Source organism: Mesorhizobium sp. RSR565B (assembly GCF_054719465.1).
Window position 1 is genome coordinate 3413283 of record NZ_JBTTIE010000001.1, and the last position, 24918, is coordinate 3438200.

The window sequence follows — 24918 nt, forward strand, 5'->3', positions numbered from 1 at the left end:
GATGCCGTCGAAAGCGCCGCCGAAGTCAGCTGGCAAGACGTCCGCCGTGCGCTCACTCGAACATGAGCAGCATCACGAGGTGACTGCCGAAGAAGAGGAACTCGAGGAAGGCCTCGAGGACACGTTTCCGGCCAGCGATCCGGTGTCGATCACCTCGACCGCCATCCCAGGCGCGCCGGCAAGACCCGGCAAGGCCAAGACGGTGCCGGGTCGCAAACCGCGCAAGAAATAACCCGTTCGGCTACGCCAGGTTTGAACTCAGGAAAAGCCGGCTTGCGCTGAGGAAATGGGGGCGCTGAGGAAAAAACGGGCGGCCGGGATTATCCTGCCGCCCTTAAATTAATCGTTGTGCTGTGGTCGAGCCCGATCAACTTAGAACGTGCTCGGCACGATCCATGGGTTGATCTCGATGCCGAGACGCGGGCTCTTGGCCTTGACGTCGGACTTTTCGACCGAGCCGGTCACGGCGCAATCGAGCTTGGCATTGGTCGTGGTGTCGACGCAGGTGGCGGCGGGGGCCTGCTTGGTCGAGTGTGTGTTGTTGGCGGCGAAAGCCGAGCCGGAGAGAGCCAGCACGGTGGCGAGAGCGAGAAGGGTCTTGTTCATGTCTGTCTCCATCGGTTAAATTCTTTTCGTACATGTACGATACAACGTACACATACGCCCACCGAGATGGGTTTTCAAGTCGAAAAGCGTACGCGTACGACAAATTTTTTTGAATGCCGAAAATTGCGGCGCACTGACACAGCCGAAGCTGTCAGGCCGGACGTTGAATTGGAGGGGCGGGGATGCTCAGCAGTCGACCGGGGTCTCGGTCAGCGGCGGCACATTCTGAGTGCTGAGCGTGGCGAGTGTGAAATCGCACATCCGCGTCACGAAAGCCTGCGGATCCCCGAAGGGGTAGAACGGGAACGTGATCAAAAGCGAGATGGTGCCGTGGCCGACTGCCCAAAGCATGGTGGCGATGGCGCGCGGATCGCCCTGCAGCTTGCCTGCAGCAACGCAGGCCTCGACCCTGGATATCAGCGCTTTCATCGCCGGGTTGGCCTCTTCCATGTCCTCATAGCTTCTGCCTTCCGGCAGCTTGGTCTTTTCGGTCATGAACACGGTGCGGTATTCGTTGGGATTGCCGAGCCCGAAGGCAGCATATTCGGTCATCACCGCACGCAAGGCCTCGATCGGATCGTCGGAAGGATGCTCCTCGATGCGGCGGGCAAGTGTTTCGAAGGCATCCTCGGCCAGCGCAAACAGGATGTCTTGCTTGTCGGCGAAGTAGGAATAGACCGACATCGGAGCATAGCCGACCCGCTTGGCCAACTTGCGGATGGTCAGGCCTTCATAGCCCTCTTCCTTGACGAGCTTGTGGGCTGCGTCGAGCAGTTCGGAACGCAGTTCGGCCTTTTGTTTCTCGCGGCGTTTCTGGACGCTCAGTGGCAAGATCCGGTGCCTTTGGGTTGGTTGTGCATGACTAAATATATACGCTGTACGGAAACGGGCAAGGGCGCTGTCAGGGACATCAAAAAGCGACCTCAAGCTTTCTCTCGAATAGTCGTGCCCGTTCTGGTCCATTTCGCCAGCATCTATGTCACAGCATATGTAACCAGGGCGCACGCAGGCAACATCGGACCGTTACAAACAAAGCCTATCTGGCGGCACTGCAAGAAATTTCGGTTTTGGGGGGCCTCTATGGCTGCGATAGAGCTTTCGTCCGGGCTGCCGGGCGCACATCCACTTTCTCATGGCGCCAGGCTGGCGCTCAGGCGAGTCGTGATAGTCGCATGGCTGGCGATCGCAATCGGCTTCGCCATGGAAGCGCTTATTCTGACTGCCGGATTTGCGGCAGGTTCGCACCCGGCCCCGACCCAGGTTCTGATCGACTTGGCGCAAGGCGTGACCTGGTCATTCTTCGTCTGCGCCGGCGTCAGCCTCGGCACGGCGATCACCAAGGTGCGAGCCTCGCTTGGCGGCCTGATCGCCATGATCTCGGGGCCGCTGGCCATGGGCATCGCCAAAGGTACGCAAAAGGTGATGGTGAGCGCGCTTGATGTATCGGCAAAGCCCGTGATCCTGTCGCTCACCACGCTCGGTATGTTGCGGGCGATCGAGTATGGCTTGCTGGGCTGGATGCTGGCTTCGCTCGCATCCAAGGAAGAACCTCGCTCGCTGCATTTCATGCTGGCGGGTGCCTTGGCCGGCGCGGTGTTCGGCGGCGGGATCACGGCGCTGACGATCGAGACTGCCGCAGCCAAGGACATTGCGCTGGCATTGCCGCAGGCTGTCGCCACCGGCCTCATTGAGATCGTGTTTCCGATCGGATGCTCGCTGGTCGTCTACATCGCCCTGCAAGTCAGCCGGCACATGAAGTTCATTTCCAGCGATGCGCGCTAGAGCCGGATGATTTCAGGTCGAATTGACCTCAAATCTGAAACCGGCTCTAATCAAATAGATAGAGCATGATGTCGTCCGAAAACCGCTTCACACTTTTCGGCATCATGCTCTGTCTACAGACGGTGATCGGTTTGCGTCCTGTTTCCAGGCCGGTTGCCACCACCTCCGTATGGGCTTGCTCCCCGGTCGGGGAACGGAACTGATCCGATCTGTCATCAAATCGCGCCGACCACAATATCTCATTGTCGAGTCAGGTTCGGTCGATCAGGTTGGCGGAAAGGTGCGACAGCAGCTTCACCGCTTCGCCATAGGTTTTTGCCTTTTCGGGATTTGAGGCGTTGCCGTCGAGCGCCCGCTTGTAGACACCCTGGCAGATGGCCGCCAAACGGAAGAAGGAGAAGGCGAGGAAGAAGCTCCAATTGTCGATGCCGCCCAGCCGGCGCCGCCTGCAATAGGCCGCGACATAGGCTTCCTCCGAGGGCAGGCCGAGGGCGGCGCGGTCGACGCCGCCAAGGCCGCGAAAGCCTGAGGCGTGCGGCAGCCGCCATTGCATGCATTGATAGGCGATGTCGGCGAAGGGATGGCCGAGTGTCGACAGTTCCCAGTCGAGAACCGCCAGCACTTTCGGCTCGCTGGGCGCGAAGATCATGTTGTCCAGCCGGTAGTCGCCATGCACGAGGGATATCCGGCCGTCATCGGTCGGCATATGCGTCTCCAGCCAGGCGATCAGCCGGTCCATGTCGGCAACCGTGCCGGTCTCCGAGGCGCGGTACTGGCTGGTCCAGCGTGCCAGCTGGCGTTCGAAGTAATTGCCGGGTTTGCCGAAATCGCCGAGCCCGACCGCCTCGACATCGACATCGTGCAGGGCCGCAAGCGTGGCGTTCATAGCATCGTAGAGGGCGGCGCGCTCATCGTTGCCAGCGGCCTCCGGCACTGCCGGATCCCAGAAGATGCGGCCGTCGAGACAGTCCATGACGTAGAACATGCGGCCGATCGGCGTCGCCTCCGCCGACAGATGCAGCATCGCCGGCACCGGCACGGCCGTGCCGGCCAGCGCCTTCATGACCGTGAATTCGCGGTCGACCTGATGCGCCGATTTCAGCAACTGGCCCGGCGGCTTGGCGCGCAGGACATAGCGGCCGCTGGCCGCGGTCAGCAGATAGGTCGGGTTCGACTGGCCGGATTTGAATTTTTCGATGGAATGAAGCCCGGCAAAACCCGGGATGTGCGCCTCGAGATAGGGCGCTAGTGCCGTCTGGTCCAGCGCGTTGGCGTCGCCGCTCATGCGGTCTCCGGCTCACGCTCGATCAGCGTCAGCGTCAGCCAGCGCGCCGTCAGCGCCGGCTTCTTCGAGCCTTCGATCTCGATGGTCACGTCATGCGCCGTCTGCACCCAGCCCGACGGCCTGACCTTGACGTCGGCCAGCACGAAGCGGGTGCGGATGCGCGCGCCGGTCTTCACCGGCGCCAGGAAGCGCAGCGAATCGAAACCGTGGTTGACGCCCATCTTGCCCTTTTCCAGCGGCGGCATGGTCTCGAAGGTCATCGCCGAGAGCAGCGACAACGACAGGAAGCCATGCGCGATGGTGCCGCCGAACGGCGTCTCGTTTTTGGCCCGCTCGGGGTCGCAATGGATGAACTGGTGGTCGTCGGTGGCGTCGGCGAACTGGTCGATCATGGTCTGTGTGACCTCGCGCCATGGCGAGACGCCGACTTCCTTGCCGACGCTGGCCAGAAGCACATCGAGACTGATCGGTTCCACTGCGGTGTCCTCCCCTTGCCGCCGACCGCGGCTCATTCCTTGAACAATGTCAGCCCATGCTGCACCGACTGCCCGCCGTCGATCGGCAGGATGGCGCCGGTGACATAGGAACCGGCACGGCTGCACAAATAGAGCGTTGCGCCGCCGATGTCATCCGCCACGCCGATACGGCCGATGGGGACATGGCTGCCGACATGTCTGGCCTTTTCTTCGGTGCCGGTGGCAAAGGCGGTCATCCGGCTCTGGAAGGGGCCGGGGGCGAAGGCGTTGACGGTGATGCGCCGCGCCGCGAGTTCGATCGCCAGCGTGCGCGTCAGGTGGTGAACGGCGCCCTTGGACGCGGTGTAGGAATAGGCGTCGTCGGCCAGCGGCTGCGTGCCCATCACCGAGCCCAGGTTGATGACGCGGGCCGGATCGGCATCGCTCGCGGCGGCTTCCAGCAGCGGCAGCAATTCGCGCGTCAGATGGAAGACGGCGGTGACGTTGACGGCGAACACCTTGGCCCAGCCGCTATAGGGAAAATCCTCCAGGGAGGCACCCCAGGATATGCCGGCATTGTTGACCAGAATATGCAGCTTCTCGGTGCGCGCCTTGACCTCGCCGACCAGCGCGGCAATGCCTGCTTCGCTCGAGACGTCACCGGCAAAGCCTTCGGCACTGCCGGAGCCGCCGAGCCCGTTCAACTCAGCGGCGACCTTGATGCAATCCTCGCCCTTGCGTGAAGCGATCATCACGGTGGCGCCGGCTTGGACCAAAGCGGTCGCCACCATGCGGCCGATGCCGGTCGCGGCTCCCGTCACCAGCGCTGTCTTGCCGGCGACTGAGAACAGTTCTTCCAGATAGCTCATCGGAATTCCTCCGCGCTTTTCTGCTCACGGTCCGGGGCGAAAGGGGCTCGCGTTGACAAGGCTACCCGAAGTACGGTCATCCTTGCCACGGGTAAAGTGCCCAGATGCGTGAAAGGGTTGGAGACCGATGGCGGACATGAATCTCGGCATGACCGAGCGGCTGAAGCCGATCCACGCCCGCGTCGCCGCTATGGTGCGCGACGAGATCATGCCGCTCGATCATGAGTTTTTGAGCGAGGTCGGCAAGGGCGGCGACCGCTGGGTCTATACCGCGCGGCAGACCGAAATCCTCGAAGGGTTGAAGAAGACGGCCAAGGAGCGCGGCCTGTGGAATTTCTGGCTGACCGGCTCCGAGCGCGGCTATGGGCTGTCAACCGTCGAATATGCCTATCTGGCCGAGGAGATGGGCAAGGCGCATCTCGGCGCGGAGACCTTCAATTGCTCGGCGCCCGACACCGGCAATATGGAGGTGCTGGAGCGCTATGGCTCGGAGGACCACAAGCAGGCATGGCTGGCGCCGCTGCTCGAGGGGAAAATCCGCTCGGCCTATCTGATGACGGAGCCGGATGTCGCCTCCTCCGACGCCACCAACATCGCCATGCGCTGCGAAAAGCAAGGCGGCGACTATGTACTCAACGGCGAGAAATGGTGGGCGTCGGGGGCCGGGGACCCGCGCTGCGCCATCTACATTGTCATGGTCCGCACCAGCGGCGAAGCCGAGCCGCAGCACCGCCGCCATTCGATCATCCTGGTGCCGTCCGACACCAAAGGCGTGATCAAGCTTCGACCGATGCAGGTCTATGGCGATGACGACGCGCCGCACGGCCACATGCATCTTCGCTTCGACAATGTCAGGGTGCCGGCGGGAAACCTGATCCTCGGCGAGGGCAGGGGGTTCGAGATCGCGCAGGGGCGGCTCGGCCCCGGCCGCATCCACCATTGCATGCGCGCCATCGGCCAAGCCGAAATGGCGCTGGAGCTGCTGTGCCAGCGCTCGGTGCGCCGCGAGGCCTTCGGCCAGCCATTGGCCAAGCTCGGCGCCAATTTCGACATCATCGCCGAGTGCCGCATGGAGATCGAGATGGCGCGGCTGCTCTGCCTCAAGGCGGCGTGGATGATCGACCAAGGCGATGCGCGCGCAGCCGCGCCCTGGATCAGCCAGATCAAGGTCATCGCACCGCGCGTCGCGCTCAAGGTCACCGACGAGGCCGTGCAGATGTTCGGGGCGCAAGGCATCAGCCAGGACACGCCGCTGGCACGCTCATGGACGCATCTGCGAACCCTGCGCCTTGCCGACGGGCCGGACGCGGTGCACCGCCGGCAGGTGGCGCGTACGGAACTCAGGAAATACACGCAGGAAAAGGTCTGAGCGGATGAAGGCCATTATCGCCCGCGATTTCGCGCCGCTCGACCAGCTCGTCCATGCCGACAATCTGAAGGCGCTGGTCGGCTGGCATCTCGCCGGCAAGGTTCGGCCGGCCATCGAAGGCACTTATCCGCTGGCCGATGCCGCCGCCGTGGTGACGCGCGTGCTTGGCCGTGGCGCATCCGGCAAGCTCATCCTCAAACTGTAAGGAGCCCCGCCATGGCGATCCCCTCAGACATGAAAGCACTGCTGCTGACCGGCGACGGCTACACCAGGACGCCCTCCGGCAGTGCGCTGGAGGCGATGGAGCCGTACCTCAAGCTTGGCAGCATCGGCGTGCCGACGCCCGGACCGAGCCAGGTTCTAATCAAGGTCAGCCTCGCCTCGATCAACCCGTCCGACGTCATGTTCATCAAGGGCCAGTACGGTCAGCCGCGCGCCAAGGGCCAGCCGGCCGGCTTCGAGGGTGTCGGCACGGTCGTTGCCAGCGGCGACGAGCCCTATGCGAAAAGCCTGATCGGCAAGCGCATCGCCTTCACCACCGGCGTCACCAATTGGGGCGCGTGGGCGGACTATGCAGTTGCCGAAGCTGCCGGCTGCATTCCGCTGCTCGACACGGTCCGCGACGAGGATGGCGCGGCGATGATCGTCAACCCGCTCACGGCGCTCGCCATGTTCGACATCGTCAAGGAGACGGGCGAAAAAGCCTTCATCATGACCGCCGGCGCCAGCCAGCTTTGCAAGCTGATCGCGGGTCTCGCCAAGGAGGCTGGGTTCCGGCCGATCGTCACCGTGCGCCGCGACGAGCAGATTCCGCTGTTGAAGGAGATCGGGGCTGCCCATGTGCTCAACGAGAAGGCGCCGGATTTCAAGGCAGCACTACGCGATGTGGTCAAGGCCGAGCAGCCGCGCATCTTCCTCGATGCCGTGACCGGGCCGGTGGCCTCGGCGATCTTCGACGCCATGCCGAAGCGCTCGCGCTGGATCATCTATGGACGGCTCGATCCGGACACCACTGTCATCCGTGAGCCCGGCCAGATGATCTTCCAACACAAGCACATTGAAGGCTTCTGGCTGGTCGAATGGATGCGCCAGTTCCGCGACAAGCGCGGCCCGGCGATCATGGAAGCACAGAAGCGCTTTTCGGATGGGCGCTGGTCAACCGACGTGACGGCGGTGCTACCGCTGGATGAGGCGATGGCGAAGGTCCCGGCGGAGCTGGCCAAGCCGAACGGGAAGGTGTTTATCAGGCCGTGACTTTCTACCCTCCCCCTTGTGGGGAGGGTCGACGAAGAGCAATTTTGCTCTTTCGTCGGGGTGGGGGTCTTGGCTCCTACCTCTGTTATTCGCGGGAGCGCTGGACCGACGTTAGTTGGCGCTGCACCCCCACCCCGGACCTGCGGTCCGACCCTCCCCACAAGGGGGAGGGTAAGCGGAGCTACTCCGCCGGCTCGACATTGGCGTACGCCGCTTCCTCAAGCTCCCGCTTCAGCCTCGCTTCCTCATGCGTCTTCGGCGTGACGAAGCGGCCGAGCAGGAGGTAGGCGACCGGGGTCAGGAACAGCGTCGAGACGGTGGCGAGACCCAGCCCGCCGACAATGACCCAGCCGAGCGCGATGCGCGCTTCGGCACCGGCGCCGGCGGCCAGCACCAGCGGGACCCCGCCGAGAATGGTGCAGATCATCGTCATCATCACCGGCCGCAGGCGGATGATCGAGGCCTGCTCGATCGCCTCGCGCACGCCGAGGCCGCGGTCGCGCAGCTGGTTGGCGAATTCGACGATGAGGATGCCGTTCTTGGCCATGACGCCGACCAGAAGCACGAGGCCAATCTGGCTGTAGGCATTGAGGCTGGTGCCTGACAAAAGCAGCGCAAAGATTGCGCAGGCAAGGCCGAGGGGGACCGTCGCCATGATGATGACGGCGCTGACGAAGCTTTCGAACTGGGCGGCGAGCACCAGGAGGATGATGACCAGCGCGAAGCCGAAAATGGTGATCATGGCGCTGTTGGTCTCGCCGAGCGTCGCGGCTTCGGCCAGCGGCAGGACGCGGCTGCCCGGCGGCAGCAGCGGGGCGGCGATCTGCTCGGCAACGCCGAGCGCGTCACCCAGTGCGAAATTGCCGTTCAGGTTCGAGGTGATCGCCACCGAAGGCTGCTGCTGTTCGCGGGTCAGCGACGGCGGCACGGCGCGCTCGGTCAGCGTGGCGATGGTCGACATTGGCACGAAGCGGCCGTCGGCGGTCTTCAGGAAGATGTTTTCCAGATCGGTCGGATCATTGATCGGGTTGGTGGTCGAGACCAGCTTCACGCCATAGCTGCGGTCGGCGATGTAGACATCGACGACATCGTTGCCGTCGAGCATCGCCTGCAAGGTGTTGGCGAGACCCGATATGTCGATGCCGAGATCGGAGGCGCGCTCGCGGTCGATCGCCACCGCCAGCTGCGGCTGCGTCGGGTCGATGGAAAGCCGCGGCGTCTGGAAGCGCGGATCGGCCTGCATCCGGGCGATGATCTTCACCGCCGCGTCGCCGAGCGCCTTGCGGTCGTTGCCGACCAGCGCGAATTGCAGGCCGTTGCCGGCGCCGCGAATGCCGAGGCTATTGGCCTGCACCGGGAAGATGCGCACGGATGGCACCTGCCGGGTCAGCTGGCTTATCTGCGCCATGATCTCCTGCTGGCTGCGCGTGCGCTCGTCCCACGGCGCCAGCGTCATCACCATGAAGCCGGAATTGTAGGCGCCGTTCTGGCCGGCGTTTTCGAAGGTCGAGACGATCTCGCCGGAATCGCGCAGCGGCTGGATCAGCCGCTCGATCTTCTGCATCTGCTGCGTGGTGTAATCGAGGCTGACGCCTTGCGGCGCGTTGATGCGCAACAGCACGACGGCGCGGTCCTCGCTCGGCGTCAGTTCCTGGCGGATGGTGCCGAACAGGCTGAAGGCGACGCCCGCAAACAGCACCGCAACCAGCAGCACGATCCACGGCGCGCCGAGGCAGGCATGCAGGGCGCGCTTGTAGGCCGCGTTCAGCGCGCCACCGACGCGCGCGCCAATGCCGTGACCGCCTTCATGGTGGAGCGATGCGCCGGTCAACATGCGCGAGGCCAGCATCGGGCACAGCGTCAGCGCCACCACGCAGGAGAGCAGCACCGACATGGCGAGGACGAAGCCGAATTCGCGAAACAGGCCGCCGGTCTGTCCCGGCAGGAAGGAGATCGGCACGAAAACGGCAACGAGCGTCAGCGTCGTGGCGATGACTGCGAAGAACACTTCTTGGGCGCCGAGCACGGCGGCGGCACGAGGCCCCATGCCTTCGTTGCGCCGTCGCACGATGTTTTCCAGAACGACGATGGCGTCGTCGACGACAAGGCCGGTTGCCAGCACCAGCGCCAGAAGCGTCAGGATGTTGATGGAGAAGCCGGCGAGATAGATGGCGGCGATGGTGCCAATCATGGCGACCGGCATTGACAGACCAGGGATCAGCGTCGCGCGCCAGTCGAGCAGGAAGATGTAGATGACGATCAGCACCATGGAGATCGACAGGCCGAGCGCGATCTCGACCTCGTGCACGGCGCCGTTGACGAAGACTGCGTCGTCGCTGGTGATCTTGATCGACATGCCCTTGGGCAGGTTTTCCTGCAGCTTGGCGACGGCTGCCTTCACTCCGGTGGAAATATCCAGCGTGTTCGATTCCGCCTGGCGGATGATGCCAAGGCCAATGCCGGTCTTGCCGTCGGAGCGCAACGAGGTCTGGCCGATGTCGGGACCGAGCGTGACGGTGGCGACGTCGCGGATGCGCGTCGTGCCGCCGATGATGATGTTTTCGAATTCTTCCGGCGTCGTCACATCGGCCGTGGTGCGGACGATGAGATCCTGGTTGGTGGTGGTGATCGAACCGGCTGGTGAATCGAAAGCGACCGAGGCAAGCGCTGCCCTCAGATCGGCCACAGTGAAGCCGAGGCTGGCGAGCTTGTTCTGGTCGACATCGATGCGGAAGATCTTGTCGCGGTCGCCATAGACCTGAACGTCGGCGACGCCAGGCACGGCAGCCAGTTCGTCCTCGATCTGGTCCTGGACGATCACCGTCATGTCCTGCACCGACATGGTGTCGGAGGTGACGGCCAGTCGCATCACGGCATCGGAATTGGCATCGGCCTTGACGATGCGCGGCGGGTCGGCGGTCTCCGGTATCATGTTGGCGACACGGCCGACCGCGTCGCGCACGTCGGAGGCGGCGACGTTCAAATCGACGCCGTCGTTGAACTCGATGGTGACGCGGCTCTGGCCGAAGGAAGAGGTCGACGAGATCGACTTGACGCCGGAGACGCGGGCGACCGCGCCCTCGATGGTGTCGGTCAGTTCACGGTCGACGGTTTCGGCGGCGGCACCCTCGAAGGCCGTCGACACGGTGACCACGGCGCGGTCGACATCGGGCAGTTCGCGGATTTCGACGCCATAGAAAGCGGCAAGGCCGGCCACTGCGATCAGCGTGTTCAGCACGAAGGCCATAACCGGCCTGCGGATGAAGAGTGCGGTGAAGCCGGTTTCGCTGGCGGTGCTGACGGGTGCAGTCATGAGCCTTCGGCAGCTTCCGCGGCGCGCTGATCCTGGCCGGCGATGCGGACCGCGCCGCCTTCGCTGACGCTCTGGGTGCCTTCGGTGACGACCATGTCGCCATCCTCGATCTCAGCGTCGATCAGCACCGTCTCAGTGTTGCGCTGGATGATGCGCACGGGAACGCGCCTGGCCTTGCCGTCCTCGACCTGCCAGACATAGGCGCCGTCGGAACCCCACAGGATTGCCAGCGGGCTGACGGCCGGATAGGTGTCGCCGGGGAAGCGCATGGTGATGCCGAATGACATGCCGGCGCGCAGCGAATCCGCCGGATTGGCGATTGCAGCCTTGACCAGCAGGGTGCGGCTCTTTTCGTCGATGTGGTTGTCGATGGCCGACACGGTGCCGGTATAGGCCTTGCTCGGATTGGCGATCGGCGTCGCCGACAGTTGCGCGCCGACCTTGACGGCGGCGGCGAAGCGCTCGGGCACCAGGAAATCGACCAGGATGGAGGAGCGGTCGTCAAGCGTGGCGATCGCCGACTGGCTGGTGACGTAATTGCCGGCCGATATCGGCAGGATGCCGACCGTGCCGGCGATAGGGGCGACGATCGAACGACGCTGCAAGGCGAGTTCGGCATCCTGCAGCGCCAGTTTGGCGCCGGCTAGCACCACTTGGGCATCGGCGACGGCGACCGGAGTCGCGGCGTTGGAGGCCCTCAATGATTTCACCCGCTCGAGCTTGTCATGGGCATCCTGCAAGGCGAGCTTGGCACGATCTTGCGAGATCACCTCGGTCTCGGAATCGAGAACAGCGATGATCTGCCCCTTGTCGACGCGGGTGCCGGATTGGACGAGAAATTCAACGAGGCGCCCAGAGCTGTATGGGTTGACCGTCACCGAGGCGTTGGCGCGGCCGGTGCCGATCGCCTGCAGGCGATCGTTGATGGTGGCGGTGGCTGCAGGCAAGGCGACGACATTTGCCGGGCGGCCGGCAGCGTTGCGGCCGCCTGCCTGTTTTGTCGTGTCGACCGCACCGGTTGTGGCGGGCGCCGAAGCATAGGTCCAGTCGATGCCCCAGCGTGCCAGAACCTCCGGCGCGCCCGGGAAGAATCGCGCCCAGGCGAGGACAGCCGCGACCAGGATCACAAGCGCAAAAACGATCTGTTTCCAGGCGACCATCGACACTCCGGTTGGCAAAACGTCTACCGGTTTCACCAAGCAAAAAAACGCGCAGCGACGCACCCGGTATGTGCGAAGCCGCCGCAATATCATGGCTTTATGGCAATTCTGCCGCTTCCATGCACATTAAATCTGCGTAATTTTGCGCACCTGCGGCCGGGATTGAGCGTGTCAGCGCAGGCTTTCCAGGTCGCGGATGCGCCTGGCGCTGTCGGCCTCGAGCTGCCTGGTGACGGCGCCGATCAGCGTCTCGGCGACAACGAACAGAGCGGCGGAAGAGTCCCACGCCGAAGGCACGGCGGTGCGTCCGGCAATGACATGGCGGGCGAAGCGGGCGATCGGCGATAGCCACTGGTCGGTGAACAGCACGATCTGAACGCCGCGCTGATGCGCGGTCTCGGCAAAGCGGACCAGACTGTCCTGGTAGCGCCTGATGTCGAAGATCACCAGCACGTCGCGCTTGCCCATGTCGATCAGCCGGTCGCGCCAGATGCTCTCCTGGCCGGCGATGTGATAAACGTCGGGCTGGATGATGGCGAGGTGGGCGGCCATGTAGCGCGCCAACGGATCGGTGAAGCGGCCGCCGATCAGGAATGTCTTGCCGCGCCGTTCGGCGAGCCTTGCGGCGATGTCGGCAAGCTGTCTGTCGGAGAGATGCCTGAAGGTCTCGCGCATATTGTCCAGCGTCGCCTCCAGCATTGGCGATACTGCACCGCTTGGGGAGGCCGGGTTGAGCGTGCGCGATGCCGGCGACTGCAATTGCGCCGCCAGTTCGTCCTGCAGCGCCGACTGGAATTCGGGATAGTTCTGGAACCCTAGCCTCGAGACAAAGCGCAGGATGGTCGGCGACGATACGCCGGCGGCGGTCGAGAACTCGGCGACCGTCTTCAGCCCGATCAGCGGATAGTTCGCAATCAGTGTCTGCGCGGCGCGGCGCTCGCCGGCCGGCATCGTGCCGATGCGGTCCGAAATCAGTTCGGCAATGCTGGAAATCATCGTTTTCCCCACCCCTGAGCCCGTCCAGACCGCTTCCCCGAAATCGCGTTTGACAAAGCCGGACAAACTGTATGAAATCATCCACAGGGACGCAATGAGGCAAAATACGTAACATAAGATACAGCGCTCCCCAGGGGACGGCAGATTATGGAGAGAGCACGGCCCGCCAGCCTTGCATCGTCTGATACCGTAGGGGTGACGAACCCCGGCGGGTCCAGCCCTTTCGTGCTGACCTGCGACCACGCTTCCAACTTCCTGCCGTCGGCATTCGGCACGCTTGGCCTGCCGGCCGAGGACCTCTCCCGCCACATCGCCTGGGACCCCGGCGCGCTGCCGGTGGCCCGCCGCATGGCGGCAGCGCTCGATGCGACGCTGGTCGAAACCCGCATCTCGCGCCTGATCATCGACTGCAACCGTCCGCTCGACGCACCGGACCTGGTGCCGCCCGTCAGCGAGACGACGGCCATTCCGGGCAATGCCGGCCTGTCGGACAGTGAGCGCGCCGAGCGCATCGCTTTGTCGTGGCGGCCGTTCCACGACACGATCGCATCGATCATCGACGACCGGCAGGCGCGTGGGCAGGAGACCCGTCTGGTGTCGGTGCATTCCTTCACCCCCGTCTACAAGGGCAAGAAGCGGCCCTGGCATATCGGCATCATCCATGATGACGACCGCCGGCTGGCGTCGCCGCTGATAGCGGCGCTGCAGCGGCTCTCCGGCGTCAGTGTCGGCATCAACGAGCCCTATTCGCCGGCCGACCGCGTCTATTTCACTTTGGAGCGCCATGCACGCTCGCGCGGCCTTGCCTGCGCAATGATCGAAATCCGCAACGACGAGATCTCCGGCGAGACCGGGCAGCGGAAATGGGCGGATCTGCTCACAGGCATTTTTTCTGACCTGAAACCCGAGGAGGCCAAGGGTTCCCGGCGACACGCAATGGGAAAGTCAGTTCAATCGGCCAGCTAAGAACGTTAAAAAGGGGACTTCAAATGGCAGCACCGATACACACGGACACATCGGAGGACGTGAAGGTCCTTCACAGCATGGGCTACGCCCAGGAACTATCGCGGCGCATGGGAGCATTCCAAAGCTTTGCGATCTCGTTTTCGATCATCTGCATCCTGTCCGGCGGGTTTGGATCATTCCCGATCGCGCTTTCGACGGGCGGTCCATTCTCACTGACCATCGGCTGGATCATCGGCAGCGCGTATGCGCTTGTCGTTGCGGCCTGTCTTGGCCAGATCGCGTCAGCCTACCCGACGGCAGGCAGCCTGTATCACTGGTCGTCAATCCTGGGCGGCCGGTTCTGGGGTTGGGCAACGGCCTACGTCAATCTGCTGGGACTGCTGTTCGTCATCCCGGCCGTGAATGTGTTTCTCTATCTCATCACGCGTGATCTGTTCTTCGGTTCGGTACTCGGCTGGGACGTCTCCGGCTGGGGGATGGGGACGCAAATTCTATCGGTCGCCGTCATCACCGCGGCGCAAGCCCTGCTGAACCACTTCGGCATCAGGCTGACGACCATACTGACGGATTTCTCCGGCTACCTGATCCTCGGGGTCACCGTCATCCTTATCATCATGTTTCTGATGGCGGCGCCAAGCCTGGACATCGGCAAGGCGTTCACCTTCGTAAACAACACCGGGGCTTCTGGTGGTGGCGTTTCCCCGCAAACCGGTCCATTGATGGCGATCATCATCGGCCTTCTCTATCCGCTGTTCACCATTACCGGCTTTGACGCGTCCGCACACACGGCGGAAGAAACAGTCAATGCGCGCGACACGGTGCACAAGGGCATGCTGCATTCAGTCTTCTGGTCCGGCGTGTTCGGTTTTGTGCTGATCCTTGTCATGATCATGGCCATCCCGGATCTGAATGCCGCCGCCGCCTCCGGCTGGAGTTCCTTCAACAATCTCTTCATCGCAGCCATCATGACGTCGTTTATCGGCAAGTTGATGCTGATCGGTGTGATCATTTCCAACTTCCTCTGCGCATTAGCCGCCGTGACGTCCACATCACGGATGATCTATGCGTTTGCGCGTGATGGTGGCTTGCCATTCTCGGGCCTGCTGAGCTCGGTCAGCCCGACATATCGCACGCCGGTGGCGGCGATCTGGTTCTCCGCCATCATGGCGGTCGTGTTGACCGCCGTGACGACGCCACTCAATGCCTTTGCCGCGCTCTCGACCGGCTGCGCTATGTATCTCTACATTTCATATGCAATGCCGATTGTTGCGGGTTTCTTTGCCGAAGGAAAAACCTGGACCACCTTTGGCAGCTTCCGTCTGGGCGGTTTGTCAAAAGTCTTCGCGGTCATTGTCATGATCGGAACCGTCCTGGTCACGATCGGTGGTCATGCCTTCGTCGTGTCGATCCCCGGCACACCGGGCGACGCTGCCGCCAATCCGCCGGTTGCCGCCACAAGCTTCGTGCCGGGCCTGTGGTACTATTCGGTTGGCTTCGCCATCATCCTGGCAATTCTTTGGTTCGCCATTGAAAACCGGCGTTTCCAGGGTCCGCCAATCGGCGAGGCGGCAATCGCCAAGCGCAAGGCGATCATTGCAGCCGCTGAAAAGGCTGTCGGCGAATCTGCCTGAGCAACAATCAAAGCCGTGGCGAGTTCGATAGCCACGGCTTTTTCCCTTTCAAAGTGACAAGCCCAAGCGGCTAGCTGGAGTGCCAAAGGAATGGCCGGAAATTTCTCGTTCGATCAGTTGAAGAAAGCGGTCTCCAATGGCGAGATCGACACGGTGCTGGCCTGCATCGTCGACATGCAGGGGCGGCTCGCGGGAAAGCGTTTCCTGGCGCAGTACTTTGTGGATTCTGCTCATGACGAGACGCATGGCTGCAACTATCTGCTCGCCGCCGACATCGATATGGAGCCGGTGCCGGGCTACAAGGCGGCAAGCTGGTCGAAGGGCTATGGCGACTTCGTCATGAAGCCGGACCTTGCCACGCTGCGGCGGATTCCGTGGCTGGAAAAGACCGCGCTGGTGATCTGCGACGTGCTCGACCACCACACCCATGACGACCTTCCGCATTCGCCGCGCGCGATGCTGAAAAAGCAGGTCAAGCGGCTCACCGAACGCGGCTATATCGGCTACTTCGCCTCCGAGCTCGAATTCTACCTGTTCAACGAGACCTATGATTCCGCCCGCAAGAAGCACTGGCAGGGGCTCGACACCGCGTCGCCCTATATCGGCGACTACCAGATCGGCATCACCACCAAGGAAGAAGGCGTCATGCGCCGGCTTCGCAACGAGATGGAAGCGGCGGGCATTCCGATCGAAAACTCCAAGGGCGAATGGGGCCCGGGGCAGGAAGAGATCAATGTGCGCTATGCCGAGGCGCTCGACATGGCGGACCGCCACGTCATCCTGAAGAACGGCGCCAAGGAGATTGCCGAGTCCGAAGGCAAGTCGATTTCCTTCATGTCGAAATACAATTACGGGCTCGCCGGTAATTCCAGCCACATCCACAATTCGCTGTGGAGCGCCGATGGCAAGACGCCATTGTTCTTCGACAAGAAGGCGGACTGGACTTTGTCCACGCTTGGCCAGCAATGGGCGGCTGGGCAACTGAAATATGCCAGGGAGTTTACCTGGTTCCTGGCTCCCTACATCAACTCCTACAAGCGCTTCCAGGCCGGCACCTTCGCACCGACCAAGATCATGTGGAGCGAGGACAACCGCACCGCCGGCTTCCGCCTGTGCGGTGAGGGCACCAAGGGCATCCGCATGGAATGCCGCATCGGCGGCGCCGACCTGAACCCCTATCTCGCTTTCGCGGCGCTGATCGCCGCCGGCCTTGCCGGCATCGACGAGAAGCTCGAACTGCAGAAGCCGTTCGTCGGCGATGCCTACCAGGCCTCGCGCCTGCCGGAGATCCCGAAGACGCTGCGCGACGCCACCGAGACGCTGGCCAAGTCGAAGATGCTGAAGCAGGCGCTCGGCGACGATGTGCTCGAACATTATGTCCACACCGCAAAGTGGGAGCAGTTCGAATACGACCGCCGCATTACGGATTGGGAACTGCACAGGGGGTTCGAGCGGTATTAAAACTTTATACAGCTTTAATGTTGACAATGTAGTGAAGTTAGTACCATATGGTACCTGTAAACTGCAGTGCGCTACATTGAGGAGTTTGCAATGTCCAAATATGCGCCGCTCAAGGACTTTCTCATTGCCCAAAATGTCGATCGCGTTCCGATGTCATTCGCCGAAATCGAGAGAGTGCTCAATCTGCCGCTGCCCGCATCGAAGCAATACCCTGCATGGTGGAGCAACAATCCGAGCAACAATCCCATGACAAGGGAGTGGCTTGAGGCTGGGTTCGAGACCGAATCCGTCAATATAGGGAGTGGGAAACTGGTATTTCGCCGCGTTCGCAAAGTACCCATTTCGGCGCCGCCCAGTGGTAGCGTGCCTGCCGCGCCAAAGGAGGCGCGCGCGGATCGCCACCCCGGTTTTGGTTTCATGAAGGGCCTGATAACAATCGAAGCCGGATTTGATATCACCAAACCTTTCGATGACGAGCCATGGGACCGGGGCTATCTGGGCGGTGAGGCTGACGCGCGTGACGGCAAACTTGCGGTGCGTAAATGAGCGAAGAGCCAAACCTGCTTCTGGATACATGTGCGATGATCTTTGTCGCCAACGATAGTCTGATCGATCCGCACGCAAGCCGGGAGATTTCGGAAGCGGCCTATGACGGCCGTCTGTATCTTTCGCCGATGTCGGCATGGGAGATCGGAATTGGCGTAGCCAAGGGCCGGCTCAATCTGCCATTGGCGCCACTCGACTTCGTGGAGCGATTCATCGAGCGAATGTCGGCAAAGCTCAGCGCTATCTCACCAGCCATTCTGATTGCGTCATCCAACCTGCCCGGTCCGCCTCATGGTGATCCCATGGATCGGATACTGATGGCAAGTGCGCGAGCGTTGGACATGGTTCTGGTGACGCGTGACGAGCCCATCCTTCGCTATGGCCGCAATGGCCATCTGCGCACCCTAGCCTGCTAACTTGGAGTATCCTTTGGAAACCGTAAAACTCAAATCGCCCATCGATGGTTCGATTTACGCCGAGCGGCCGATCGCGACCGACCAGGCGATCAATGCCGCGGTCGAGCGCGCCAAGGCGGCGCAGGAGAAGTGGGCGCTGACGCCGATCGTCGAGCGCGGCAAATTTATGCTGGCGATGCTCGAAGCGCTGGTCGCGATGACCGACGAGATCGTGCCGGAGATCGCCTGGCAGATGGGGCGACCGGTGCGCTATGGCGGCGAGTTCGGCGGCGTCAGGGAGCGCACCGATTACATGGTCGAGATCGCTGAAGCCGCGCTGAAATCCGTGCCGGCATCCAACCCGAAGGACGGCTTCCGACGCTATGTGAAGAAGGATCCGCTCGGCGTCGTCATGGTGATCGCGCCGTGGAACTATCCCTATCTGACCGCCGTCAACACCATCGTGCCGGCACTGATGGCCGGCAATACCGTTATCCTCAAACATGCGGCGCAGACGCTGCTGGTTGGCGAACGGTTCCAGCAGGCGTTCGACAAGGTTGGGCTGCCCAAGGGCGTGTTCCAGAATGTCGTGCTGAACCATGCCCAGACCGAGAAGCTGCTCGGCTCGGGCAAGATCGACCATGTCAATTTCACCGGTTCGGTCGGCGGTGGCCGCGCCATCGAGAAGGCGGCGGCCGGCACCTTCATGACGCTCGGACTCGAACTCGGCGGCAAGGACCCGGCCTATGTGCTGCCCGACGCCAAGCTCGACCATGCGGTGGCCAATCTGGTCGACGGCGCCTTCTACAATTCCGGCCAGTGCTGCTGCGGCATCGAGCGCGTCTATGTGCATGAGAAGGTCTACGACCAGTTCGTCGAAGGTTTCATCGCCGAGACGAAGAATTATGCCGTCGGCAATCCGCTGGAACAGGCGACGACAATGGGGCCGATGGCGCAGGCGCGCTTTGCCGACCTGATCCGCGAGCAGAAGGCCGAGGCGCTGCGCAAGGGTGCAATCGCACACATCAATATGAAGGTGGCTAACGACAAGGCCGGCTCGCCCTATCTGGCGCCGGAAGTGCTGACCGGCGTCGACCACCAGATGAGCGTCATGCGCGAGGAAAGTTTTGGCCCGATCGTCGGCATCATGAAGGTGCGTAACGACGAGGAGGCGATCGCGCTGATGAACGACAGCCCCTACGGGCTGACCGCTTCGATCTGGACCGGCGATATCGAGCATGCGGTGGCGATCGGCGACCGCGTCGAGACCGGCACCGTGTTCATGAACCGCTGCGACTACCTCGATCCGGCGCTGGTCTGGACCGGCGTCAAGGACACCGGCAAAGGCGTCGCCCTTTCGGCGCTCGGCTACGACAATCTGACCCGGCCGAAATCCTTCCATCTGCGCGAAGCCATCTGATTTTTTGAAAGACAAGACATGTCCAAGCTGATCTCCAAATGGAACTACCCGACCACCGTCCGCTTCGGCGCCGGGCGCATCAAGGAACTGCCTGAGGTGCTCGCTGCCACCGGCATTAAGCGGCCGCTATTCGTCACCGATCCGGGGTTGGCGAAACTGCCGGTCGTCGCTTCGACGCTGAAAATCCTCGACGACGCCAAGGTATCTTATGGCGTGTTCTCCGAGGTGAAGCCGAACCCGGTCGATTCTAACCTCACCGCCGGGATCGCCGTGTTCAAGAAGGGCAAGCATGACGGCGTCATCGCCTTCGGCGGCGGTTCAGCGCTCGATCTCGGCAAGCTGATCGCGTTCCAGGCTGGCCAGACGCGGCCGATCTGGGACTTTGAGGATGTCGGCGACTGGTGGACGCGCGCCAATTCGGATGCCATCGCGCCGATCATAGCCGTGCCGACCACTGCCGGCACAGGCTCGGAAGTCGGGCGTGCCGGCGTCATCACCAATGAGGCGACGCACACTAAGAAGGTGATCTTCCATCCGAAGCTTTTGCCGGCAATCGTCATTGCCGATCCGGAACTGTCGGTCGGCATGCCCGGCTTCATCACCGCCGGCACCGGCATGGATGCGCTGGCGCACTGCCTCGAAGCCTATTGCGCGCCGGGCTATCACCCGATGGCCGACGGCATTGCGGTGGAAGGTGTGCGCCTGGTGTTCGAGAACCTGCCCAAGGCCTACGCCAACGGCAAGGACCTTGTCGCGCGCGCGCACATGATGAGTGCGGCCGCCATGGGTGCTGCCGCCTTCCAGAAGGGTCTTGGCGCCATCCACTCGCTGTCGCATCCGATCGGCGCGCTCTACGACACCCATCACGGCATGACGAATGCGGTGTTCATGCCCTATGTCTTGGCCTTCAATCGCGACTCCATCGAGGAGCGGATTGCCCGGCTCGCTGCCTATTGCGGCATCAAGGGTGGCTTCGACGGCTTTGCCAAAGCGATCATCAAGCTGCGCAAGGAATTGAAGGTGCCGCATGCGCTGCCCGATCTGATCAAGGGGCTCGACATGGACAAGAAGCGCAAAGGGCTGATCGCCGACATGGCGGTGGTCGATCCGACGGCCGGCGGCAACCCGGTCAGGCTGACCAAAAAGGCGGCGCTGACGCTGCTCGAGAACACTATCGCCGGCACTGTCTGAGGCGGTTTCTGCGCCGGACGTGATCCAAAAAACGAAGGGAAAGGAAGGGCAAGGGGGCAAAAAGCAAGGCAATAAACCATTAGCCGGGAAATTAAGTCGAGGCTAATTGCTACAGCCGGTTAAAAAGAGTTAACTTTTCGTACCGCCGGGGGCCAGTTTCAAAAAGCTTTCATCTGGCTGTCATATGAAACCGATACCGCATCGCAGGCGTCCAGGACGCCAGTTCAACGGAGAGAACACATGTTCAAGTTCACAGGGAAAGTGCTTTCCCTTTCGGCCGTCGCCCTCATGGCGACCTCTGCTATCTCGTCGGCCCAGTCCATGGATGAACTGGTTGCCGCTGCGAAGAAGGAAGGCCAGCTCACGACCATCGCGCTGCCGCATGACTGGTGCGGCTACGGCGCCGTCATCGACGGCTTCAAGGCAAAGTATCCTGAGATCACCATCAACGAACTCAACCCCGATGCCGGCTCCGGCGACGAGGTCGAGGCGATCAAGGCCAACAAGGACAACAAGGGCCCGCAGGCGCCCGACGTCATCGACGTTGGCCTGTCCTTCGGCCCGACCGCCAAGGCTGACGGCCTGATCCAGCCCTACAAAGTGTCGACCTGGGACTCGATCCCCGACAGCGCCAAGGATGCCGATGGTTACTGGACCGGCGACTACTATGGCGTACTATCCTTCCTGGTGAACAAGGACCTCGTCAAGGAAGCGCCGGCTGACTGGGCTGACCTGCTGAAGCCGGAATTCGCCAACACCGTGGCGCTTGCCGGCGACCCGCGCGCCTCGAACCAGGCCATCCAGGCCGTCTACGCGGCCGGCATTTCCGGTGGTGCGGCTGCCGGCGAAGCTGCTGGCACTGCTGGTCTCGACTTCTTCAAGAAGCTTAACGCCGCCGGCAATTTCGTGCCGGTCATCGGCAAACCGGCGACCCTGGCACAAGGCCAGACGCCGATCCTGGTGACCTGGGATTACAATGCACTTGCCGGTCGCGACACGCTGAAGGGCAATCCGCCCGTCGACGTCGTCGTGCCGAAGACCGGTGTAGTTGCCGGCGTCTATGTGCAGGCGATCAGTGCTTTCGCACCGCATCCGAACGCTGCCAAGCTCTGGCTGGAGTATCTCTACTCCGACGAAGGCCAGATCGGCTGGCTGAAGGGCTATTGCCACCCGATCCGCTTCAACGATCTTGCCAAGAACGGCAAGCTCCCGGCGGACGTGATGGCCAAGCTGCCGCCGGCCGAGGCTTACGCTGCCGCGGTGTTCCCGACGCTGGACGAGCAGGGCAAGGCAAAGGAAGCCGTCACCAAGAACTGGGATGCCGTCGTCGGCGCCAACGTCAAGTAAGGCTTGAAACCAACCGGGCGGCCTCGCGGCCGCCCGGTGTTCCTCGGAGACGGCAGCCGGCGCATGACAGATATCTCGCTTTCCGATCAAGCAGTTGCCGGGAAGACCGCGCCCCCCAGCGAGGCGCGTGCAATGCGACTGCCGACGCAATGGCTCGGCGTTGCGCCATTCTTCATCTTCGCCATCATGTTCCTGATCCTACCCACGCTCTATCTGATGCTGGGTGCATTCCAGAACGATGCCGGCGAATTCACGTTCGAAAACATAGCAGCACTGGCGCAGCCATCGATTGTCGCCGCCTACTGGATCTCGCTCAAGGTCAGCCTTTCCTCGTCGCTGATCGGCGCCTTCGCAGGTCTCGGCATCGCCATCGCCATCGTGCGCGGCGGCCTGCCGGAGTGGATACGTTCGGCGACGCTGACATTCTCCGGCGTGGCTTCCAATTTCGCCGGCGTACCGCTGGCCTTCGCCTTCATCGCCACGCTCGGACGCCTCGGTCTCGCCACGGTGCTGCTCAACACCGTGTTCGGCCTCAACATTTATGCGCACGGCTTCAACATCCTATCGTTCTGGGGCCTGACGCTGACCTATGTCTATTTCCAGATTCCCCTAATGGTGGTCATCATCACGCCGGCGATCGACGGCTTGAAGAAGGAGTGGGGCGAGGCTGCGGCGACGCTTGGCGCCACCCAGACGCAATACTGGCGCATGGTGGTCATCCCGGTGATCTGGCCGAGTTTCCTCGGCACGGTCATCCTGCTCTTCGCCAATGCCTTCGGCGCCATCGCCACCGCCTATGCGCTGACCGGCTCTTCACTCAACATCGTGCCGATCCTGCTCTATGCGCAGATACGCGGTGACGTGCTGCACAATGCCCATCTCGGCTATGCGATCGCCTTCGGCATGATCGTCATCACCGGGCTGGCCAATGTCTTCTACATTTGGTTCCGGACGCGCTCGGAGAGGTGGCTGAAATGAAGTCCGGAAAATTCTGGGCCTGGGTCGTCTTCGGGCTGGGCGCGGCCTATTTCTTCATTCCGCTGATCGCGACGGTGGAATTTTCCTTGCGCATGCGGCGCGGCGCTTATTCCTTCGACGCCTATCAGATCGTGCTTGGCGACCCTCGTTTTCAGGCGACCTTTGGCTACTCAGTGCTTGCCGCCATCTTCACCATCATTCTGGGCGTGTTGATCGTGGTGCCCGCCGCCTACTGGATTCGACTGCGCCTGCCGCAACTGCGGCCGATCGTAGAGTTCATCACGCTGCTGCCGCTGGTCATTCCCGCCATCGTCATCGTCTTCGGCTATATCAGGATGTACGGTTCGAATTCGCCGCTGCCGTTCCTGGCGACCGACATGGGCACAAATGCCTTGCTGGTCATCGGCTATGCAATGCTGGCGCTGCCCTACATGTATCGCGCGGTCGATACCGGACTGCGTACCATCGACGTCAGGACGCTGACCGAAGCGGCGCAGATCCTTGGCGCCGGTTGGGGCACGATCATTGGTCGTGTGATCCTGCCCAATGTGCTGATCGCCGTGCTGTCGGGCGCCTTCCTTACCTTCGCCATCGTCATTGGCGAATTCACCATGGCCAGCTTGCTCAACCGGCCCGCCTTCGGCCCCTATCTGCAAAACGTTGGCGCCAACCGCGCCTATGAGCCGGCGGCGCTTGCCATCATCGCCTTCGCCATCACCTGGGGCTGTATGTCGCTGATCCAGATTCTGTCCCGTTTCGCGCCGAGATCGGCGAACCGCCCGAACTGATCGACAAAGTACTGATCGAAAGAAAAAGCCATGGCCGAACCATTCCTCTCCATCCAGCATGTGCGAAAATCCTTCGGCGCCACCACCGTGGTCGAAGATTTCAATCTTGATGTCGAGCCGGGCGAGTTCGTTTCCTTCCTTGGGCCATCGGGTTGCGGCAAGACCACCGTGCTGCGCATGGTCGCCGGTTTCGAAGAGCCGTCGGCGGGCAAGATCGTCGTCGCAGGCAAGGACATCACGAGGCTAAAGCCCAACCAGCGCAATGTCGGCATGGTGTTCCAAGCCTATGCGCTGTTCCCCAACCTGACGGTGGCGCAAAACATCGGCTTTGGCCTGAAGGTCGCCGGCATGCCCAAGGCGGACATCGACAGACGCGTGGCCGAGATGCTCGACATCATCAAGCTGCCGCAGATGGCCGACCGCTATCCCTACCAGCTCTCCGGCGGCCAGCAGCAGCGCATCGCGCTGGCGCGTGCCATCGCGCCGAAGCCGAAGCTGCTTTTGCTCGACGAGCCGCTGTCGGCGCTCGACGCCAAGGTACGTGTGTCGTTGCGCGAGGAAATCCGCTCGATCCAGAAGAAGCTCGGCATCACCACCATCTTCGTCACACATGACCAGGAAGAGGCGCTGTCGATCTCCGACCGCATCGCGGTGATGTATGGCGGCAAGGCCGAGCAGGTCGGCACGCCGTTCGAGATCTACAACCGGCCGGCGACCAAGTTCGTCGCCAATTTCGTCGGCACGCTGAACGTGCTCGAAGGCAAGGTCACTGACGCTGCGGCCGGCACGGTGCAAGTCAACACGCAGGAAGTCTCGCTCAAGGGCAAGCTCAACGGCTCGAAGTCCGGTGACACCCTGTCGCTGGCGCTGCGTCCCGAGGCGATTTCGCTAGGGCGCCAGCCCGGTCGCGATTCAAGCCTGTCGGGCGAAATCTCCGAAGTGCACTTCCTCGGCTCGGTGATCCGCGTTCGCGTCGGCATCGGCGGCAACACGGTGTCGCTCGACACCTTCAACAGCCCGGCCACACCACCGCCGGCTGTTGGCGAGAAGGCGGAGATATCGTTTTCATCGAGCGACATGCTGGTGCTGCACTAGTAAAAGCAGCA

At 62.4% G+C, this 24918-nt stretch carries 24 protein-coding genes; 16 read left to right on the forward strand and 8 right to left on the reverse strand.

The window, feature by feature from the left end:
• Nucleotide 1: 1 nt before the first annotated feature.
• A complete protein-coding gene (locus tag ACYG9R_RS16645) occupies nt 2-232 on the forward strand; it encodes a hypothetical protein (protein ID WP_023691851.1) in 231 nt (76 codons plus the stop codon).
• A 140-nt stretch (nt 233-372) separates the two neighbouring features.
• Here the strand turns inward: ACYG9R_RS16645 and ACYG9R_RS16650 are convergent, their stop codons facing one another.
• Complete coding sequence (locus ACYG9R_RS16650; RefSeq protein WP_023671148.1) at nt 373-606, reverse strand: DUF680 domain-containing protein; 234 nt, start codon at nt 604-606, stop codon at nt 373-375.
• Between the two features lie 186 nt (nt 607-792).
• Complete coding sequence (locus ACYG9R_RS16655; RefSeq protein WP_023671149.1) at nt 793-1437, reverse strand: TetR/AcrR family transcriptional regulator; 645 nt, start codon at nt 1435-1437, stop codon at nt 793-795.
• A 249-nt stretch (nt 1438-1686) separates the two neighbouring features.
• On the opposite strand from ACYG9R_RS16655, the gene ACYG9R_RS16660 reads away from it, so the two are divergent.
• Nucleotides 1687-2388: a hypothetical protein gene (locus tag ACYG9R_RS16660; protein ID WP_023700998.1), complete on the forward strand. Its 702-nt coding sequence runs from the start codon at nt 1687-1689 to the stop codon at nt 2386-2388.
• 250 nt (nt 2389-2638) lie between these two features.
• Here ACYG9R_RS16660 and ACYG9R_RS16665 read toward each other — a convergent pair whose 3' ends face one another.
• The 3 genes from ACYG9R_RS16665 to ACYG9R_RS16675 are packed head-to-tail and all read right to left on the reverse strand — an operon-like array spanning nt 2639 to nt 4997.
• Nucleotides 2639-3673 (reverse strand): phosphotransferase family protein, encoded by a 1035-nt coding sequence (locus ACYG9R_RS16665; RefSeq protein WP_023825172.1) that lies wholly within the window; start codon nt 3671-3673, stop codon nt 2639-2641.
• The gene (locus ACYG9R_RS16670) at nt 3670-4185 is read right to left on the reverse strand and encodes a MaoC family dehydratase (protein ID WP_280790513.1); all 516 of its coding nucleotides are present in this window, start codon (nt 4183-4185) and stop codon (nt 3670-3672) included. The genes ACYG9R_RS16665 and ACYG9R_RS16670 overlap by 4 nt, the downstream gene beginning before the upstream one ends.
• Nucleotides 4182-4997 carry an SDR family oxidoreductase gene (locus tag ACYG9R_RS16675; protein WP_023671153.1) on the reverse strand — a complete coding sequence of 272 codons (816 nt, stop codon included), beginning with the start codon at nt 4995-4997 and terminating at the stop codon, nt 4182-4184. Before ACYG9R_RS16675 ends, ACYG9R_RS16670 begins: the two co-directional genes overlap by 4 nt.
• A gap of 127 nt (nt 4998-5124) precedes the next feature.
• On the opposite strand from ACYG9R_RS16675, the gene ACYG9R_RS16680 reads away from it, so the two are divergent.
• The 3 genes from ACYG9R_RS16680 to ACYG9R_RS16690 are packed head-to-tail and all read left to right on the forward strand — an operon-like array spanning nt 5125 to nt 7620.
• Nucleotides 5125-6366, forward strand: a complete 1242-nt coding sequence (locus ACYG9R_RS16680) for an acyl-CoA dehydrogenase family protein (RefSeq protein WP_023825173.1) — start codon at nt 5125-5127, stop codon at nt 6364-6366.
• On the forward strand, nt 6287-6571 hold the full coding sequence (locus tag ACYG9R_RS16685) for a zinc-binding dehydrogenase (RefSeq protein ID WP_196813644.1): 285 nt from the start codon (nt 6287-6289) through the stop codon (nt 6569-6571). Before ACYG9R_RS16680 ends, ACYG9R_RS16685 begins: the two co-directional genes overlap by 80 nt.
• An 11-nt stretch (nt 6572-6582) precedes the next feature.
• Nucleotides 6583-7620 carry a zinc-binding dehydrogenase gene (locus tag ACYG9R_RS16690; RefSeq protein WP_023825174.1) on the forward strand — a complete coding sequence of 346 codons (1038 nt, stop codon included), beginning with the start codon at nt 6583-6585 and terminating at the stop codon, nt 7618-7620.
• A 181-nt stretch (nt 7621-7801) separates the two neighbouring features.
• Here ACYG9R_RS16690 and ACYG9R_RS16695 read toward each other — a convergent pair whose 3' ends face one another.
• The 3 genes from ACYG9R_RS16695 to ACYG9R_RS16705 form a co-directional block, all read right to left on the reverse strand.
• On the reverse strand, nt 7802-10933 hold the full coding sequence (locus ACYG9R_RS16695) for an efflux RND transporter permease subunit (RefSeq protein WP_023704042.1): 3132 nt from the start codon (nt 10931-10933) through the stop codon (nt 7802-7804).
• Nucleotides 10930-12093: an efflux RND transporter periplasmic adaptor subunit gene (locus ACYG9R_RS16700; protein WP_023825175.1), complete on the reverse strand. Its 1164-nt coding sequence runs from the start codon at nt 12091-12093 to the stop codon at nt 10930-10932. The genes ACYG9R_RS16695 and ACYG9R_RS16700 overlap by 4 nt, the downstream gene beginning before the upstream one ends.
• A gap of 171 nt (nt 12094-12264) precedes the next feature.
• On the reverse strand, nt 12265-13089 hold the full coding sequence (locus tag ACYG9R_RS16705) for a MurR/RpiR family transcriptional regulator (RefSeq protein WP_023825176.1): 825 nt from the start codon (nt 13087-13089) through the stop codon (nt 12265-12267).
• A gap of 147 nt (nt 13090-13236) precedes the next feature.
• Here ACYG9R_RS16705 and ACYG9R_RS16710 point away from each other — a divergent pair, with 147 nt between their 5' ends.
• From ACYG9R_RS16710 to ACYG9R_RS16760, 11 genes are all read left to right on the forward strand, one after another.
• Nucleotides 13237-14055, forward strand: coding sequence for an N-formylglutamate amidohydrolase (locus ACYG9R_RS16710; protein WP_023825177.1), 819 nt, complete (start codon nt 13237-13239; stop codon nt 14053-14055).
• A gap of 23 nt (nt 14056-14078) precedes the next feature.
• Nucleotides 14079-15686, forward strand: coding sequence for an amino acid permease (locus ACYG9R_RS16715; RefSeq protein ID WP_023825178.1), 1608 nt, complete (start codon nt 14079-14081; stop codon nt 15684-15686).
• A gap of 90 nt (nt 15687-15776) precedes the next feature.
• Nucleotides 15777-17147 (forward strand): glutamine synthetase family protein, encoded by a 1371-nt coding sequence (locus ACYG9R_RS16720; RefSeq protein ID WP_023671164.1) that lies wholly within the window; start codon nt 15777-15779, stop codon nt 17145-17147.
• A 90-nt stretch (nt 17148-17237) separates the two neighbouring features.
• Complete coding sequence (locus tag ACYG9R_RS16725) at nt 17238-17693, forward strand: DUF7662 domain-containing protein (RefSeq protein WP_023695631.1); 456 nt, start codon at nt 17238-17240, stop codon at nt 17691-17693.
• Entirely contained in the window at nt 17690-18109 is a 420-nt protein-coding gene (locus ACYG9R_RS16730; protein ID WP_031196520.1) for a type II toxin-antitoxin system VapC family toxin, read from the forward strand. The genes ACYG9R_RS16725 and ACYG9R_RS16730 overlap by 4 nt, the downstream gene beginning before the upstream one ends.
• Before the next feature lie 13 nt (nt 18110-18122).
• Entirely contained in the window at nt 18123-19508 is a 1386-nt protein-coding gene (locus tag ACYG9R_RS16735; protein WP_023825179.1) for an aldehyde dehydrogenase family protein, read from the forward strand.
• Between the two features lie 18 nt (nt 19509-19526).
• Nucleotides 19527-20699 carry an iron-containing alcohol dehydrogenase gene (locus tag ACYG9R_RS16740; protein ID WP_023683212.1) on the forward strand — a complete coding sequence of 391 codons (1173 nt, stop codon included), beginning with the start codon at nt 19527-19529 and terminating at the stop codon, nt 20697-20699.
• 240 nt (nt 20700-20939) lie between these two features.
• Nucleotides 20940-22046, forward strand: a complete 1107-nt coding sequence (locus tag ACYG9R_RS16745; protein WP_023671169.1) for an ABC transporter substrate-binding protein — start codon at nt 20940-20942, stop codon at nt 22044-22046.
• A gap of 63 nt (nt 22047-22109) precedes the next feature.
• On the forward strand, nt 22110-23024 hold the full coding sequence (locus ACYG9R_RS16750; protein ID WP_023825180.1) for an ABC transporter permease: 915 nt from the start codon (nt 22110-22112) through the stop codon (nt 23022-23024).
• Nucleotides 23021-23812 carry an ABC transporter permease gene (locus tag ACYG9R_RS16755; RefSeq protein WP_023671171.1) on the forward strand — a complete coding sequence of 264 codons (792 nt, stop codon included), beginning with the start codon at nt 23021-23023 and terminating at the stop codon, nt 23810-23812. The genes ACYG9R_RS16750 and ACYG9R_RS16755 overlap by 4 nt, the downstream gene beginning before the upstream one ends.
• A gap of 30 nt (nt 23813-23842) precedes the next feature.
• On the forward strand, nt 23843-24907 hold the full coding sequence (locus ACYG9R_RS16760) for an ABC transporter ATP-binding protein (protein ID WP_023683214.1): 1065 nt from the start codon (nt 23843-23845) through the stop codon (nt 24905-24907).
• Nucleotides 24908-24918: the final 11 nt, after the last annotated feature.